Raw genomic sequence first — 14,263 nt, 5'->3', positions numbered from 1 at the left:
TGCTGATTATGGAGGCACTTTTTCTGCTCGTTCCACTCAGCATTGGCATCGTCTTCATTGCGATCTGGCTATTTTTCAGGATGTCCGATAGCGGGCAATTTGATGACATGATCGGTCCGGCCTTACGGATTTTGCATGACGATGATCGCCCTGAAATCAACCAAAAATCTGAAAATGTCAGACCGGATGGCGATGGATAAATAGTCCATCTGCATTAGTTCCCGCAGACTGCAATGACATCGTTCAATTACTGTCAATTGCGATGTAATTTGATTCACATCAAAGATGTTAAGTGCCCAAACTTTTACTCTCGCTCCGTCATCGTTGCAATTTCGGAGAACTCTTTTGGACACAGAACTGAACTATAACTACAAGGTCGTCAAGCAGTTCACGATCGCAACCGTGGTCTGGGGTGTGGTGGGCATGATGGTCGGTGTTTTTATTGCCGCACAACTTGCGTGGCCAGCACTTAATTTCGATATACCGTGGTTAAGTTACGGACGCTTGCGGCCTTTGCATACCAACGCTGTTATTTTTGCGTTTGGTGTATGTGGCTTGTTTGCGACTTCTTATTATGTCGTGCAGCGCACCTGTCAGGTACGGCTATTCTCGGACAAGTTGGCAGCTTTCACCTTTTGGGGCTGGCAAACGGTGTTGATCGCAGCGGTCATCACGTTACCGATGGGCCTGACGCGTGGCAAAGAATATGCAGAACTGGAATGGCCGATCACGATCCTGATCGCCATCGTCTGGATCGCTTACGCAATCGTATTTTTCGGCACGCTGATCAAGCGCAAAGTGAAGCATATCTATGTGGCGAACTGGTTTTTTGGCGCTTACATTATTGCCGTAACGTTGCTGCACGTGGTCAACGGTGCCAGCATGCCTGCATCGATGTGGAAGTCGTACTCTGCCTATGCCGGTGTGCAAGACGCCATGATCCAGTGGTGGTATGGACACAATGCGGTCGGCTTTATTCTGACTGCGGGCTATCTCGGCATGGTGTATTACTTCATTCCCAAGCAAGCAGAACGCCCTGTGTATTCGTATCGCCTATCTATCGTGCATTTCTGGGCGCTGATTTTTACGTATATGTGGGCCGGACCCCATCATCTGCATTACACCGCCTTGCCTGACTGGACCCAATCGCTAGGCATGGTGTTTTCTCTGATCCTGTTGGCGCCATCCTGGGGCGGCATGATTAACGGGATGATGACGCTGTCTGGCGCATGGCATAAATTGCGTTCTGACCCGATTCTCAAATTTTTGATCGTATCGTTATCGTTCTATGGAATGGCCACTTTTGAAGGCCCGATGATGGCCATCAAGACCGTCAATTCGCTGTCGCATTACACAGATTGGGGCATCGCGCATGTCCACTCCGGGGCGCTCGGCTGGGTCGGATTCATTACTATGGGTTCAATTTATTACTTGATTCCGCGCTTGTCTGGAAAACGCGAAATGTGGAGCATGCGTCTGGTTGAGACCCATTTTTGGGTCGCGACGATTGGCATTGTGCTGTACATCGCCTCGATGTGGATCGCCGGGGTGATGCAGGGATTGATGTGGCGCGCCGTTAATGCCGACGGCACGCTGACGTACTCGTTTGTTGAAGGCGTGAAGGCAACTTTTCCTTACTACGTGATCCGGTTTAGCGGCGGTCTGCTATACCTCTCGGGCATGTTGATGATGGCTTACAACACCTTCATGACCATGCGCGACGGGGTCGCTGTCGAGGGACGAATTCCATCTCTCTTACCTTTAGCCGCTTGATATAAGGAGTCAACAATGAAATTTTCCCATGCATGGATCGAAAAGAATCCATGGCTCCTGATTGCGCTGGTGGTACTGGTCGTCAGCGTCGGTGGTCTGGTCGAAATTGTGCCGCTGTTTTTCCAGCGTTCGACCACCGAGCCGATTACCGGACTAAAACCGTACTCTCCGCTAAGACTTGTCGGGCGTGACATTTATCTGCGTGAGGGCTGCTATGGATGTCATTCGCAAATGATCCGTCCGTTCCGCGCCGAGACTGAGCGCTATGGCCATTATTCGGTGGCAGGTGAATTTGTGTATGACCATCCGTTTCAGTGGGGATCGAAGCGGACCGGGCCAGATCTGGCGCGGGTGGGTGGGCGGTATAGCGATGAATGGCATCGCACGCATTTGAATAATCCGCGTGACGTGGTGCCTGAATCGAATATGCCGGGCTATCCGTGGCTGGCGACGACACCGTTGGTTCCCGATGATGTGGTCGCGAAAATGCATGCGTTGAAGCGGCTCGGCGTGCCGTATTCGGAAGCGGAAATCACGCTGGCCCCGGGTACGCTAGAAGGCAAAACCGAGCAGGATGCGTTGATCGCTTTTCTGCAAGGATTAGGAATATTGATCAAGGCGAGGAACTGATCATGGCTATCGAGAATATTTTTTCTAACGCCAGCATCGTGATGACGGTTATTAGTCTGGCCACATTTTTAGGCATTCTCGGCTGGACGTATTGCGTTAAAAGCAGCAGCGATTTTGATGCTATTGCGCGCTTGCCGTTTGATGATGATGACTATGAAGGCGTCACGCTGAAAGATCAGACAGCGCCGCAAACGGAGGATCGTCATGGCTGATTTTACCAGTGGATTCTGGAGTATTTACATTACCGTATTGACGTTGCTCAGCATTTTTGGATGCGGTTTATTACTATGGTCGCAGTCACGTCACAAGGTCGTTTTGCCAGTTGATCCATTAGCAGCAACATCGATTACCTTGGATGCGCCAGCGTCAGCCGTTGCGCAAGTAGGCACCACCGGGCACGTCTGGGATGGCGATCTGACTGAGCTGAATACGCCCATGCCGCGTTGGTGGATGTGGTTGTTTTATATCACCATCGTGTTCGGTTTGGTGTATCTGGTGTTGTATCCGGGGCTGGGAAGTTACGCCGGAAAACTGGGTTGGAAATCGACTGGCGCGTATCAGGATGAGTTGAAAAAAGCGGACGCGCAATATGGGCCTTTGTTCGACAAGTATTTGCAGCAGGATATCAAGATCGTCGCTGCCGATCCTCAGGCACATGCGATCGGAGAACGTTTATTTCTGACGTATTGTGCGCAGTGTCACGGCTCGGATGCACGCGGCAGCAAAGGGTTTCCCAATCTGACGGACAAGGATTGGCTGTATGGCGGCGCACCGGACATCATCCAGACTACGATTCTGTATGGGCGTCATGGTCAGATGCCATCGATGGCGGCAGCGCTGGGTACTGACAAAGATGTAGAAAACGTTGCGCACTATGTATTAAGTCTGTCGGGGTCCACTGCAGACCCGATCAAGGTCATATTCGGTAAAGCAAAATTTGGATCTTGCGCCGGATGTCATGGTCCGGGCGGAGTGGGTAATCAGGCGCTGGGAGCACCGAATTTGACCGACAAAATATGGCTATATGGCGGCGGTGTGGAAACCATTATGGAAACGATCAATAAAGGGCGTAACAACACGATGCCCGCATTTAAAGACTTTTTGGGTGAAGCCAAAGTCCACGTGCTGGCCGCCTATGTATGGAGCTTGTCGAATGAAAAATCAAATCTCTATGAACAATGATCGTGCTGCTTTTGGACTTTGCCGCCAATTTTTAACGTCAGTGTGATCTGCCATGAATAATCTCGCGCCGCCTGAGGCAGTGATCAAGATGTACGCCGCACGCGAGGAAATTTATCCGCGTGAAGCAAAGGGCCGCTATGCGACCTGGCGCTGGATATGCGTGTGGCTGACGCAACTGGTGTTCTATGGCTTGCCATGGTTGCAGTGGAATGGACGGCAGGCGGTGCTGTTTGATCTGGGCGCACGCAAATTCTATATTTTCGGCGTTGTGTTGTGGCCGCAGGATTTTATCTATCTGGCGGCGCTGTTGATTATCTGCGCCTATGCACTGTTTTTGGTGACGGCGATTGCTGGGCGCGTATGGTGCGGATTTGCTTGTCCGCAAACGGTCTATACGGAAATATTTCTGTGGGTCGAACGGAAAATAGAGGGGACGCGTAGCGCACGGATGCGGTTGAATAAACAGCCTTGGTCGGTCGCAAGAGTGATTAAAAAATCTGCAAAACATAGTGTCTGGGGCCTAGTTGCACTCTGGACCGGCTTCACCTTCGTTGGGTACTTTACGCCTGTGCACGCGTTGATGGCGGAGGTCAGCAGCATGGGGCTTGGCCCCTGGGAATCGTTTTGGATTTTGTTTTACGCGTTTGCAACCTATGGCAACGCGGGATGGATGCGCGAGCAAGTCTGCAAATATATGTGTCCGTATGCGCGTTTTCAGAGTTCCATGTTCGATCAGGATACGCTGATTGTTACCTATGACAAGACACGCGGGGAGCCGCGTGGTGCACGGGGCAGGGTAACAGCAGGTGCGCAGTCTTTGGGGGCATGCATTGATTGTTCGATGTGCGTGCAGGTTTGCCCGACTGGTATTGATATCCGGCAGGGCTTGCAATATGAATGCATCGGATGCGCTGCCTGCGTCGATGCCTGTAATCTGGTTATGACGAAGATCGACGCACCGCCGGGATTAATCCGCTATGCGACCGAGCATGCAATCACTCAGCGACTGTCACCTAAACAGATACGTCAGCGCGTATTGCGCCCACGCGTCCTGATTTATATCGGCTTACTTTTCCTGATCGTCTCGGCTTTTTCTGGTGCGTTGATTACGCGCACACCGTTGAAGCTAGATGTCATTCGGGACCGGGGCGCAATGGGACGGGAAGTCGAGGATGGCATGATCGAGAACGTGTATCGGCTGCAAGTCATGAACACAGCCGAAACCGCGCATCGCTACAAAATTGCGGTATCGGGCATGCCGACGATCTCGATGGCTTCTCCGGATGAGGTCAATTTGGACGGGGCTAGTTCCCGTGCGGTGCCGGTACGGGTACGTGTCGATCCTAAAAGTGGGAAAGCGGGATCGAACAAAATCTTCTTCACACTGACGGCGCTGGACGATGCGGGATTGCAGGTGAAAGAAAATGCCGTATTTTTCGTGCCCAAATAAATTTAAAGGAGAAGTGCATGTTGTCTTCATCGCCCTCAATTGCGCAAGTCAGCACTAAAAGGCCGTGGTATAAGCAAGCTTGGCCGTGGCTGCTCATGCTGGGGCCGGGCATCGTCGTAATGGCGGCCACGTATACCGGCTGGCTGGCATTCTCGCGGCAAGATGCGATGGTCGTGGATGATTACTATAAACAGGGTTTAGCCATCAATCAGGATTTGCGTCGCGACAGTATCGCTACCGGGCTGGGGCTGAAGCTGGATGCCCGTTACGATCCTTCAGCGGGTAAATTAAGCGGTTCTGTTTTGGGATTTGGCGGACCAGTGCCCGGAAAAATATTAATCCATCTTGCCCATCCCACCCAGCCTGAAAAAGATATCAAACTGGTCGCGCAACTAGATCCGAATGGCAGTTTTACGATTGCTTTGCCGATGCTGGAAAGAGCGCAATGGCAAGTACTAGTCGAAAGTGATCGACGCGACTGGCGCTTGACCGGATTGTGGAAATGGCCGCAGCAGATGCTTGGTCTGCATGCCGATTTATCGCCAGCCGACAGATAGTGAAATGGACCGGTAGAGAAACGAGGGCAGGATCATGTTGCGATTAGCGATGAACATTGTTTGGCCATCTTTTCTAGTGGCCGCAGTTGCCGAAGGTTGTTTTTTTGCGTTGTTTGATCCGCAGGAGTTACTCCGCCTTGGCGGCCTGCAAGTATTGCCGCCGATAGCGGGCTACACCATCGGCTTCTTCTTTTTCTGGTTATTTTGTTCGCTGGCAAGCCTGTTGACGCAATACTTGCTGAAAGTGTCCGGCGAAGGCTATCCCTCGGCTTGATATGGCAGCTTTACATCGGATTGCAGCTTTCGGTGCCTGCTGCCAGCGCCTTTAATAATGCCGGGTCGAGTAGTTGGATTTCCCGCTTATCGACTTTCAGCAAGCCTTGTTTCTTGAAGCGTGTCACCAACCGGCTAATACTTTCGATGGTTAGTCCAAGATAGTTGCCGATGTCTTCGCGCGACATCCGCAATTGGAAGCGTGTAGAAGAATAACCGCGTGCAGCATAGCGTGATGACAGATTAATCAAGAACGCGGCAAAGCGTTGTTCGGCGCGCATATTTCCCAGCAACAGCATGACATTCTGCTCTCGCGTGATTTCTTGTCCCATGATTCGGTGAAAGTGCCGCAGCAACATGGGAATGTGACCGAACAGTTCTTCCAGCCGCGAAAATGGGATTTCGCACACTTCACTATCCTCAAGCGCCACTGCATCGCATTGATGGCGGTCCGCGCTGATCGCATCCATGCCCAGCAATTCGCCAGTCATCTGGAAACCGGTAACTTGTTGCTCGCCGCTTGGATTGAGCTGATAGGTTTTGAAATGCCCGATGCGGATGGCGTAAAGATTTTTGAACGGGTCATCCATCCGGTACAGACTTTCGTCGCGCAACAGACGACGACGGCGTCCGACGATCTGATCCAGGCGGTTGATATCCGCATCGTCCAGACCCATAGGCAGACACAAATGGTGCAGGCTGCAACCAGCGCAACTCGCTTTTAAAGCACCGATATTCAAAGTGGCCGATGTGGTGAAGGAAAGGGGCTGACTCATAGCGAATTCATAGCGAACTTTTGGTTAATTTATAGCGATAAATGTTGATTATGCAACTGTAAACGCTGCTTAAGATGACTGTACTCTAAAATTGTTAACACATCCTTACAGCACGCCAATCGCTTAAAAATGTGCTCCTGACTGTCTCATTTCTGGCACCCTTCGTAACGTTTGCGTGAGGTGGTTGACCGTGTGCTGTTGCCAATCCGGTGCTGAAAATGGCGAATACCCGCTAGTTTTATCTATCCTATCGTTCTGCATTTGATCCACGTCAAAAATTGCTCAGAAGAACAGGCATAGGATCGTTTCATTCATCACTTTCCTCTACCTAAAATCATGTTCAAGACAATATTGTTGGCGACAGACGGCTCCGATCTGTCTACGAAGGCTGTTCAGGCCGCTATTAAGTTTGCCAAAAGCAATGGCAGCAAAATAGTAGGTTTGTCAGTCGCCGAAATCTATTCTTATTTCCCGGTCACGATGCTGGGCGGGACCGAAGATCTGCGTTTGTTGAAAGAGGCTGTCGAGCAGTCCGCCAAAGAGAACGTCCAGCAAATCGCTGACTCGGCACGCGAGGCAGGCATTGTCTGCGAAGTCTATACGCCAGCAGGTTGGTGCGCGCAGGAGATTGTAAAAAGTGCGGAACAACATCACTGCGACGTGATTTTTATGGCGTCGCACGGTAGAAAAGGCGTCAACAAATTGATGTTAGGTAGCGAGACGCAAAAAGTGCTGGCGTACTCCGGCATACCCGTCATCGTGTATAAGGCCGCTGCAGGGGACTGAAGTATCGCCCCATAAATTGTGAAAATTAGTCCGATAGACATTAATGCTGATAACAGTTTTTGTTGCCAATACCGTGCGGATGACCGCAAAGATATGCTGAAGGAAAATACGGTCAGACGCGTTTTTAATCATCCGGATTTGTAGGAGAGTAGCGATGCGCACCATGAAAGCAGCAGTATTTATCCGCCCCGGGAAAATCGCGTTAGAGCAAAAGCCGATACCGGTTGCTGGTCCTGGCGAGGCATTAATCAAAATTACGACGACAACGATTTGTGGCACCGATGTGCACATTCTGAAGGGCGAATATCCCGTTGCGGAGGGCCGCACGATTGGGCATGAGCCGGTGGGCGTGATTGAAGAATTGGGAGCAGGGGTCATTGGGTATACCGTGGGTCAACGCGTGATCGTCGGCGCAATAACGCCGTGCGGTCAATGTCATCCATGTCTGGATGGGCACGCATCGCAGTGTGGTGGCAAAGCGGCCGGTGGCTGGCGGTTTGGCAACACCATTGATGGTTCTCAGGCGGAATACTTGTTGGTGCCGAACGCGATGTCGAATCTTGAGCCGATACCGGATGGGCTCACAGATGAACAAGTATTGATGTGTCCTGACATTATGAGTACAGGCTTTGGCGGCGCGGAAAGTGGCGAAATAAAGATCGGCGACACGGTCGTTATTTTTGCGCAGGGGCCGATTGGTTTATGTGCAACAGCAGGCGCGAAATTAAAGGGTGCCAGTCTGATTATTGCGGTTGATGGCTTGAGTACGCGTCTTGAAGTAGCAAAGAAATTGGGCGCCGATGTGACTATTGATTACACCAAGACCGATCCGATCTCCGAGATTATGCGCTTGACCAATGGGCGCGGCGTCGATGTCGCGATTGAAGCATTGGGCACGCAACAAACGTTTGAGAGTTGTTTGCGCGTACTAAAACCGGGTGGCACGCTTTCCAGTCTTGGTGTTTACTCCGGCAAGATTTCTATATCGATGGATATTTTTGCCGCTGGATTGGGCGATTACAAAATCATCACTACCTTGTGTCCCGGTGGCAAAGAACGCATGCGCAGATTGATGAACGTGGTTGCATCTGGCCGAGTCGATTTGCAATCCATGGTGACGCATCGATTTAAACTCGATCAGATTGAAGAGGCCTATGCGCTGTTCGCCAATCAGCGTGAAGGTGTGTTGAAAATTGCGATTACACCGTAATGCCAACAACAGATTGCGCTGCCGAAAATGCTCAGGATCGACATATAGCGTGGCGCATGTGCTGCAATATCTGCCGCTGAAATATGCGTCGTGAATGTCAAAACAACTTTAAAATAATGCTATGACGCTGAATTGATTTACATCAACTCGCATGTATCTGCTTCCCCGTATTGTGCTTTCACGCATTAATTAACGGGGAAAAAATGAAAAAAAATATTTTATCGGCAGCAGTCTTATTGAGTTTGAGCATATGCGGCGCGAATGTCTCCGCGCAAGAAAGCCCTTGGCAGATAAGGGTGCGTGCTGATTATCTGAATCCTGCTAATAAGTCGGATGCCATCGGTGGTGTCGGCGCATCGGATCGCTTGCACGTCAATTCCAAGATGATTCCGGATGTGGATATTTCTTACTTCTTTACGCCAAACTGGGCCACCGAATTAGTCCTGACGTATCCCCAAAAGCAGGACGTCTCCTTAGATGGAAAAAATATCGGTAGCTTCAAACACCTGCCGCCGACTTTGACGCTGCAATACCACTTCCTGCCGCAAGCGCAGTTCAGTCCTTATCTTGGCGCCGGGCTGAATTACACCCGCATTTCTAGTGTTGACTTGCTCAACGGTGCTGGCAGCCTGAGTAAAAATAGCTGGGGTCTGGCGTTACAGGCAGGCGTTGACTATAAGCTCGATCAACACTGGTCATTGAATCTGGATGTTAAAAAATTACAGATTCAGAGCGATGTGTATGCCGCCGGTCAAAAAATCAGCGCGGTCCAGATCGATCCGTGGCTGATCGGGTTCGGCGTGGGTTATCGTTTTTAATAGTCCCGTTATATATACGCATGCACGGGTGTTGTCGTTTACGAAAGAGAGCGGTCAGCTCTGATAAGTCTATGCATAAAGCAGCGGAAATATGTGTGGTCATGCTGGGAGATCCGATGAACGGTTACGCGCTCTTTGGACCTTTTGATTCTTATGATCGGGCGGAGGAGTGGATCGATGCGGCTGATGTGCCAGTCAGCAGTTGGTGGATCATGCCGTTGAGAATGCCTGTGATGGCCGAGCTGATGGGGTTTGCAGACTCGCCCATTATCAGGTCTTTGACGTCGCGCTAATCGCAGCAATGGCACAAGTGCGTTGTATCTGTCTGATGACTTTTATCGTTTATGCGAGAGGTCTGGGTGCGATTCTTATTGGCGAAAAATTAAATCGTATCGGCATGGCGAACGAAAGCGATAGTCAGTTTTTTGGGGTGGGATGTTCCCGCATGTTACGTAACATCGAACGCGAAAATAGCCCAAAACCCAAAATCTAAAAAATATCATTTTTTGTGCTGGTAAGTCGCTTAGTTGTTGATTTTAAAGGAAATTATATTAATTTTTAAAGATTTTGAAGGAGTGGGTAGGCTACTATTTTTGTGGAATTGCTCTCTGGTATGTTCTTTGCATTAAGGAACCCAAAGCAGATTTTTATCTGCGTTATCCACAAGGGAGAAGTACCATGAAAGCAACACAAAAAAGAACTCTGGTCGCAGTGTCATTACTATTCGCTGCAATGTTAACGGGATGTGCTGGAGGCGGCTCTCTAGGCTATGGCAGCGGAAGCGGCGGCACAGGAGCAGGTACTGATGGTGGTACCGGTGGTGGCACGGGCGGCGGTACTGGTGGAACTGATGGCGGCGGCACCGGTGGCGGTACTGGCGGGGGAACAGGTGGTGGTACCGGCGGTGGCACTGGTGGTGGAACGGGCGGGGGAACAGGTGGTGGCACTGGTGGTGGCACTGGTGGCGGTACAGGCGGCAGCGTACCAACATCTAACTTGGTATCGAATACTGGTTCGGTCGTGACGAGCGTCGGTACTGCGGTGCAGGGGATCGGTACTACGTTGACTAGTCAGCTGCCATTGCCGACAGATGCAAAAACCGGCTTGAACGGTGTTGTGACGAATGCCGGCGGCATTCTGACAACGTTGGGCGCGGGCGTGACGGGTGGCCTGGGTCAAATCGGGACTTCTCAAAATCCGATCGGCACAACGGTCGGCAGCGTTGGCGGTGTCGTCGGCAAAGTTGGTGACACGGTACAAAGCGCAGGCCAATTGGTGACCGGTTTGGGCACTGGTCAACTGGCTGCATTAGCGCCGTTGACAACCCCGCTTGGTGGTGTAGTCAACACGGTTGGCGGTGTGGTGAATCAACTGGGAAGCACGTTGACAACAGGCTTGACGACCGGTCCGGTACAACAGGTAACGCAGACATTAAGTACGGCTATCGTGCCGTTGACTAGTACGGTCAATACGCTTACACAAACGATCGGTAATACAACTGGCTTGAATCAACCGGTAAATGCTTTGCTGGGTGTGGTTGGTGGCACCGTAGTGGCGTTGGGGAATACGTTGACAGGTTCTAACGTGCCGGTGGCAGGTAGTTTGGGTGGCGTCGTATCGACAGTCGGTAATACCGTCGTTGCGCTTGGTAATAACAGTCTGACCAACAGTACACAACCTTTATTGGGTAATCAAACCGGCGGCTTGTTGCAACCGGTGAATAACGTGTTGCTTGGTTTGATCGGCGGCCTAGGTGGTGCAGCGGGTGGTGCTGGTACTGGTCCTCTGGCACCAGTAACCGGTTTGCTGGGTGGCTTGACAGGCGGCTTGGGCGGCGCGGCTGGTGGTACAGGCGCTGGTCCTTTGGCACCGGTGACTGGGTTACTTAGTAGTCTGACCGGTGGTTTGGGCGGTGCGGCTGGTGGCGCAGGGGCAGGTCCTTTGGCGCCGGTGACTGGATTGCTTAGTGGTCTGACAGGCGGTTTGGGCGGCGCGGCTAATGGCGCAGGTGCTGGTCCTTTGGCACCGGTGACTGGATTGCTTAGTGGTCTGACAGGCGGTTTGGGTGGCGCGGCTGGCGGCGCAGGCGCTGGTCCTTTGGCACCGGTGACTGGGTTACTTAGTGGTCTGACTGGTGGTTTGGGCGGTGCTGCTGGTTCGGGTGCAAGTCCTCTTGCTCCAGTAATTGGTCTTGTGACAGGTTTGACCAGCGGGTTGACTAGTGCAACCGGTGGTGCTGGTGCAGGGACTACTCCTTTGAAGCCAGTTACTGGATTGCTTACTGGTTTGCTTGGCGGCGTGGCATCAAAATAATTAAGTTAGTTCGACATAAAAACCCCAGATTTTCTGGGGTTTTTTTTGGTCTTTTTTTAGCTTATGTTATTTATTGCTAAGTCACATTTTGATTTCAAGAACGAATACCTGTTAGGGGTTATTTGGGTTTTGGTTGTTGTTAATAAAACGGTTTGTTCTCCGTGGCTGCAAGCCGGGGGAGGCCTTGCAGCCGGAGCCGGTCACTTTGTTCTTGCTTCGACTAGGCACCCTCGCAGAAAACGCAACCAAAAAGAAGGCGACCGCAAAGACGTCGCCCTTCGGGGCCCCACATTTTTTAGCCATCTGGCTCTTGCTTTATCCGAGACGGATCGCCGAGGCATTGCAGCGCTTGAGATACTCCGCCAGCAGGCTTAAGTATCACAAAAGAGCAGATTTTGAGGAAACTTGGGATGTCGGCATAAAATCGTTACACTTGCGGGACCGCATTTTTTAGCTGACCAGATTACACGCCATTGCCGCGTGATAAAAGGCCGCTTTCCTCCTCGTCTATCGAAAGAATTATGTTCGGCTTACCCACTACGGCGACTGCGCCGTTTTGTCCTACTGAAGTCGCTGGCACTATCGCTGTTGCGCAGGGAGCGCCTCTGTGGCGAAAAATTCTCCGTTTTGCCGGTCCCGGCTTGCTGGTCTCCATCGGCTATATGGACCCGGGAAACTGGGCTACCGATATTCAAGCCGGATCGCAATTTGGCTATAGCCTGCTTTTTGTCGTGATTTTGTCGAGTCTGGCAGCGATAGTGCTGCAATGCCTCAGCATGCGCTTGGGTATTGCGACTAAAAAAGATCTTGCAGTGCATTGCCGCGAACAATACAGCCCGCGTACTGGAAAAACGCTGTGGTTTTTTGCGGAAATTTCAATCATCGCCTGTGACGTGGCAGAAGTGCTGGGCAGTGCGCTGGCGTTCAAGTTGCTTTTCGGCGTATCGCTGGTGAATGGGGTATTACTGACGGCGTTTGATACGTTGATTGTGCTAGGACTAAAAGGCCGAGGTTTCCGTCAGGTTGAGGCGATTATTCTGGGCTTGATCATCACCATCAGCCTGTGTCTGTTTACTGAACTGCTCTTTATCAAGCCCGACTGGAGCGCGGTCGCTGCCGGGGCAATCCCATCATTGAAGGCGCTATCGAGTCAAGAACCGTTGTATATCGCGATTGGGATATTGGGTGCAACGATCATGCCGCACAATCTGTATCTGCATTCGTCGATTGTGCAGACCCGGGTGGTTGCCGATAACGATCAGAGCCGACTACAGGCAATCCGGTTTTCACGACTGGATACGATATTTTCGTTGATGGTGGCGCTGGTGATTAACGTTGCGATCCTGGTGCTGGCTGCCGCCGCATTTCACGGCAAAGGCAACAATGTCGCGATAGAAATCGATCAGGCATTTCATTTGCTGGATCCGATTGCAGGCACTGCGGTGGCGGGGATTCTCTTCGGCGTGGCGTTGTTGGCGTCTGGCCAAAGCTCGACATTTACCGGCACCATTGCGGGCCAGGTCATCATGGATGGCTTTCTAAAGATAAAAATACCGTGCTGGCAGCGCCGTCTGATCACACGCAGTCTGGCATTGATACCAGCGCTAATCGGCGTGATGATTTTGGGAGAGCATTCGGTTGGACGTTTGCTGGTGATGAGTCAAGTTGTGCTGAGTTTGCAGTTGCCGTTTGCCATGTATCCGCTGATTAAACTCACCGGCCGTCGCGACTTGATGGGCATTTTTGCCAATTCGATGACAACCTCTGTGTTGTCCTGGTTGTTGTTTGTCATTATTTCGGCGGCAAATATCTGGCTTGTTTTTCAGGCGTTTGCTGTGTAATAATACGACCATCGTAGCGACATTATTTGTTCATACGGGCTTTCCTGAAGGGGAAAGAGAACGGTAAATTTCGATAATGCAATATTTTCAAATCAAGTATTGTGTTTTTCTGTAAGGCTGTTATAATTTGCTCCTTCGTTAGTTAGCTTTAAATGTGTTTTGCAAGTTTTTAGTAAAGCATAGCCGATACAAGAGTAGATTCACCTTTCGCCGAGGTCACTCTCCAGATAGGTTTGGATTTCGGGAATCTCCTCCTGTATCGGTTAGCAAAGATATGCGGGAGTAGCTCAGTTGGTAGAGCGATACCTTGCCAAGGTATAGGTCGAGAGTTCGAGCCTCTTCTCCCGCTCCAAAATAAAAAAAGGAAATCGTAAAGATTTCCTTTTTTTTCGTCTGTAGTAATTGCATGGAATGATTGGGCGGTAGTGACATCGCTATATCATTTCTTCATCGTCATTTTTTTTGCTACTTCCCCGTTGATATTCGATATGGTCTAAAGCAGTGAATATTGCATCTGCTAATTTATTCAACCCACCACATCATTCAAAATGTATTGCCCCAAAATGCCCGCATCAATATCCCATGCGGGCATTTTTTGCTAAAAAATTCCGCTTGGTGGCGTGTAATGACCGAACTTCCAGATAACTTGCCATA

General features: G+C 50.9%; 15 protein-coding genes and 1 tRNA gene. 15 read left to right on the top strand and 1 reads right to left on the bottom strand.

Translation table 11 applies throughout. The annotated features are described in order from the left end of the window. Nucleotides 1-8: 8 nt before the first annotated feature. From ccoS to C7W93_RS06210, 8 genes are all read left to right on the top strand, one after another. On the top strand, nucleotides 9-200 hold the full coding sequence (gene ccoS, locus C7W93_RS06245; protein WP_108439250.1) for a cbb3-type cytochrome oxidase assembly protein CcoS: 192 nt from the start codon (nucleotides 9-11) through the stop codon (nucleotides 198-200). A gap of 145 nt (nucleotides 201-345) precedes the next feature. Then, nucleotides 346-1,773 (top strand): cytochrome-c oxidase, cbb3-type subunit I, encoded by a 1,428-nt coding sequence (ccoN, locus tag C7W93_RS06240; protein ID WP_108439249.1) that lies wholly within the window; start codon nucleotides 346-348, stop codon nucleotides 1,771-1,773. Nucleotides 1,774-1,788: 15 nt separating this feature from the next. After that, the gene (gene ccoO / locus C7W93_RS06235) at nucleotides 1,789-2,403 is read left to right on the top strand and encodes a cytochrome-c oxidase, cbb3-type subunit II (RefSeq protein WP_108439248.1); all 615 of its coding nucleotides are present in this window, start codon (nucleotides 1,789-1,791) and stop codon (nucleotides 2,401-2,403) included. Between the two features lie 2 nt (nucleotides 2,404-2,405). Further along, nucleotides 2,406-2,615, top strand: coding sequence for a cbb3-type cytochrome c oxidase subunit 3 (locus C7W93_RS06230; protein WP_108439247.1), 210 nt, complete (start codon nucleotides 2,406-2,408; stop codon nucleotides 2,613-2,615). Then, nucleotides 2,608-3,585 (top strand): cytochrome-c oxidase, cbb3-type subunit III, encoded by a 978-nt coding sequence (gene ccoP / locus C7W93_RS06225; RefSeq protein ID WP_108439246.1) that lies wholly within the window; start codon nucleotides 2,608-2,610, stop codon nucleotides 3,583-3,585. Before C7W93_RS06230 ends, ccoP begins: the two co-directional genes overlap by 8 nt. A 52-nt stretch (nucleotides 3,586-3,637) precedes the next feature. Next, complete coding sequence (gene ccoG, locus C7W93_RS06220; RefSeq protein ID WP_108439245.1) at nucleotides 3,638-5,035, top strand: cytochrome c oxidase accessory protein CcoG; 1,398 nt, start codon at nucleotides 3,638-3,640, stop codon at nucleotides 5,033-5,035. Between the two features lie 17 nt (nucleotides 5,036-5,052). Beyond that, the gene (locus C7W93_RS06215) at nucleotides 5,053-5,592 is read left to right on the top strand and encodes a FixH family protein (RefSeq protein WP_108439244.1); all 540 of its coding nucleotides are present in this window, start codon (nucleotides 5,053-5,055) and stop codon (nucleotides 5,590-5,592) included. Between the two features lie 34 nt (nucleotides 5,593-5,626). Next, a complete protein-coding gene (locus C7W93_RS06210; protein ID WP_225869760.1) occupies nucleotides 5,627-5,866 on the top strand; it encodes a hypothetical protein in 240 nt (79 codons plus the stop codon). Nucleotides 5,867-5,876: 10 nt separating this feature from the next. Here the strand turns inward: C7W93_RS06210 and fnr are convergent, their stop codons facing one another. Beyond that, nucleotides 5,877-6,641 (bottom strand): fumarate/nitrate reduction transcriptional regulator Fnr, encoded by a 765-nt coding sequence (gene fnr, locus C7W93_RS06205; protein ID WP_108439242.1) that lies wholly within the window; start codon nucleotides 6,639-6,641, stop codon nucleotides 5,877-5,879. 336 nt (nucleotides 6,642-6,977) lie between these two features. Between fnr and C7W93_RS06200 the strand changes: the two genes are divergently transcribed. The 7 genes from C7W93_RS06200 to C7W93_RS06165 all read left to right on the top strand — a co-directional run bounded on the left by C7W93_RS06200 (nucleotide 6,978) and on the right by C7W93_RS06165 (nucleotide 13,961). Next, a complete protein-coding gene (locus C7W93_RS06200; protein ID WP_108439241.1) occupies nucleotides 6,978-7,427 on the top strand; it encodes a universal stress protein in 450 nt (149 codons plus the stop codon). A 154-nt stretch (nucleotides 7,428-7,581) separates the two neighbouring features. Beyond that, nucleotides 7,582-8,637, top strand: coding sequence for an NAD(P)-dependent alcohol dehydrogenase (locus C7W93_RS06195; RefSeq protein ID WP_108439240.1), 1,056 nt, complete (start codon nucleotides 7,582-7,584; stop codon nucleotides 8,635-8,637). A 203-nt stretch (nucleotides 8,638-8,840) separates the two neighbouring features. Further along, nucleotides 8,841-9,455: an OmpW family protein gene (locus C7W93_RS06190; protein ID WP_108439239.1), complete on the top strand. Its 615-nt coding sequence runs from the start codon at nucleotides 8,841-8,843 to the stop codon at nucleotides 9,453-9,455. 71 nt (nucleotides 9,456-9,526) lie between these two features. After that, entirely contained in the window at nucleotides 9,527-9,748 is a 222-nt protein-coding gene (locus tag C7W93_RS06185) for a hypothetical protein (protein ID WP_108439238.1), read from the top strand. A gap of 385 nt (nucleotides 9,749-10,133) precedes the next feature. Next, complete coding sequence (locus C7W93_RS06180) at nucleotides 10,134-11,768, top strand: collagen-like triple helix repeat-containing protein (protein ID WP_108439237.1); 1,635 nt, start codon at nucleotides 10,134-10,136, stop codon at nucleotides 11,766-11,768. A gap of 521 nt (nucleotides 11,769-12,289) precedes the next feature. Further along, nucleotides 12,290-13,609: an Nramp family divalent metal transporter gene (locus tag C7W93_RS06170; RefSeq protein ID WP_108439235.1), complete on the top strand. Its 1,320-nt coding sequence runs from the start codon at nucleotides 12,290-12,292 to the stop codon at nucleotides 13,607-13,609. 276 nt (nucleotides 13,610-13,885) lie between these two features. Beyond that, a tRNA-Gly gene (locus C7W93_RS06165) sits at nucleotides 13,886-13,961 on the top strand. The last annotated feature ends 302 nt before the right edge of the window (nucleotides 13,962-14,263 follow it).

Source organism: Glaciimonas sp. PCH181 (assembly GCF_003056055.1).
In the GTDB taxonomy this organism is placed as follows: domain Bacteria; phylum Pseudomonadota; class Gammaproteobacteria; order Burkholderiales; family Burkholderiaceae_D; genus Glaciimonas.
The sequence above is the reverse complement of the archived record's forward strand: the minus strand, read 5'-3'. Positions and strand labels throughout refer to the sequence as shown.

Coding starts and splice junctions, on each gene's coding strand:
- C7W93_RS06200 (WP_108439241.1), top strand. CDS start 6,978: ATGTTCAAGACAATATTGTTGGCGACAGACGGCTCCGATCTGTCTACG.
- C7W93_RS06210 (WP_225869760.1), top strand. CDS start 5,627: ATGTTGCGATTAGCGATGAACATTGTTTGGCCATCTTTTCTAGTGGCC.
- C7W93_RS06185 (WP_108439238.1), top strand. CDS start 9,527: ATGCATAAAGCAGCGGAAATATGTGTGGTCATGCTGGGAGATCCGATG.
- ccoP (WP_108439246.1), top strand. CDS start 2,608: ATGGCTGATTTTACCAGTGGATTCTGGAGTATTTACATTACCGTATTG.
- ccoO (WP_108439248.1), top strand. CDS start 1,789: ATGAAATTTTCCCATGCATGGATCGAAAAGAATCCATGGCTCCTGATT.
- fnr (WP_108439242.1), bottom strand. CDS start 6,641: ATGAGTCAGCCCCTTTCCTTCACCACATCGGCCACTTTGAATATCGGT.
- C7W93_RS06230 (WP_108439247.1), top strand. CDS start 2,406: ATGGCTATCGAGAATATTTTTTCTAACGCCAGCATCGTGATGACGGTT.
- C7W93_RS06180 (WP_108439237.1), top strand. CDS start 10,134: ATGAAAGCAACACAAAAAAGAACTCTGGTCGCAGTGTCATTACTATTC.
- ccoG (WP_108439245.1), top strand. CDS start 3,638: ATGAATAATCTCGCGCCGCCTGAGGCAGTGATCAAGATGTACGCCGCA.
- C7W93_RS06170 (WP_108439235.1), top strand. CDS start 12,290: ATGTTCGGCTTACCCACTACGGCGACTGCGCCGTTTTGTCCTACTGAA.
- C7W93_RS06190 (WP_108439239.1), top strand. CDS start 8,841: ATGAAAAAAAATATTTTATCGGCAGCAGTCTTATTGAGTTTGAGCATA.
- C7W93_RS06195 (WP_108439240.1), top strand. CDS start 7,582: ATGCGCACCATGAAAGCAGCAGTATTTATCCGCCCCGGGAAAATCGCG.
- ccoS (WP_108439250.1), top strand. CDS start 9: ATGGAGGCACTTTTTCTGCTCGTTCCACTCAGCATTGGCATCGTCTTC.
- C7W93_RS06215 (WP_108439244.1), top strand. CDS start 5,053: ATGTTGTCTTCATCGCCCTCAATTGCGCAAGTCAGCACTAAAAGGCCG.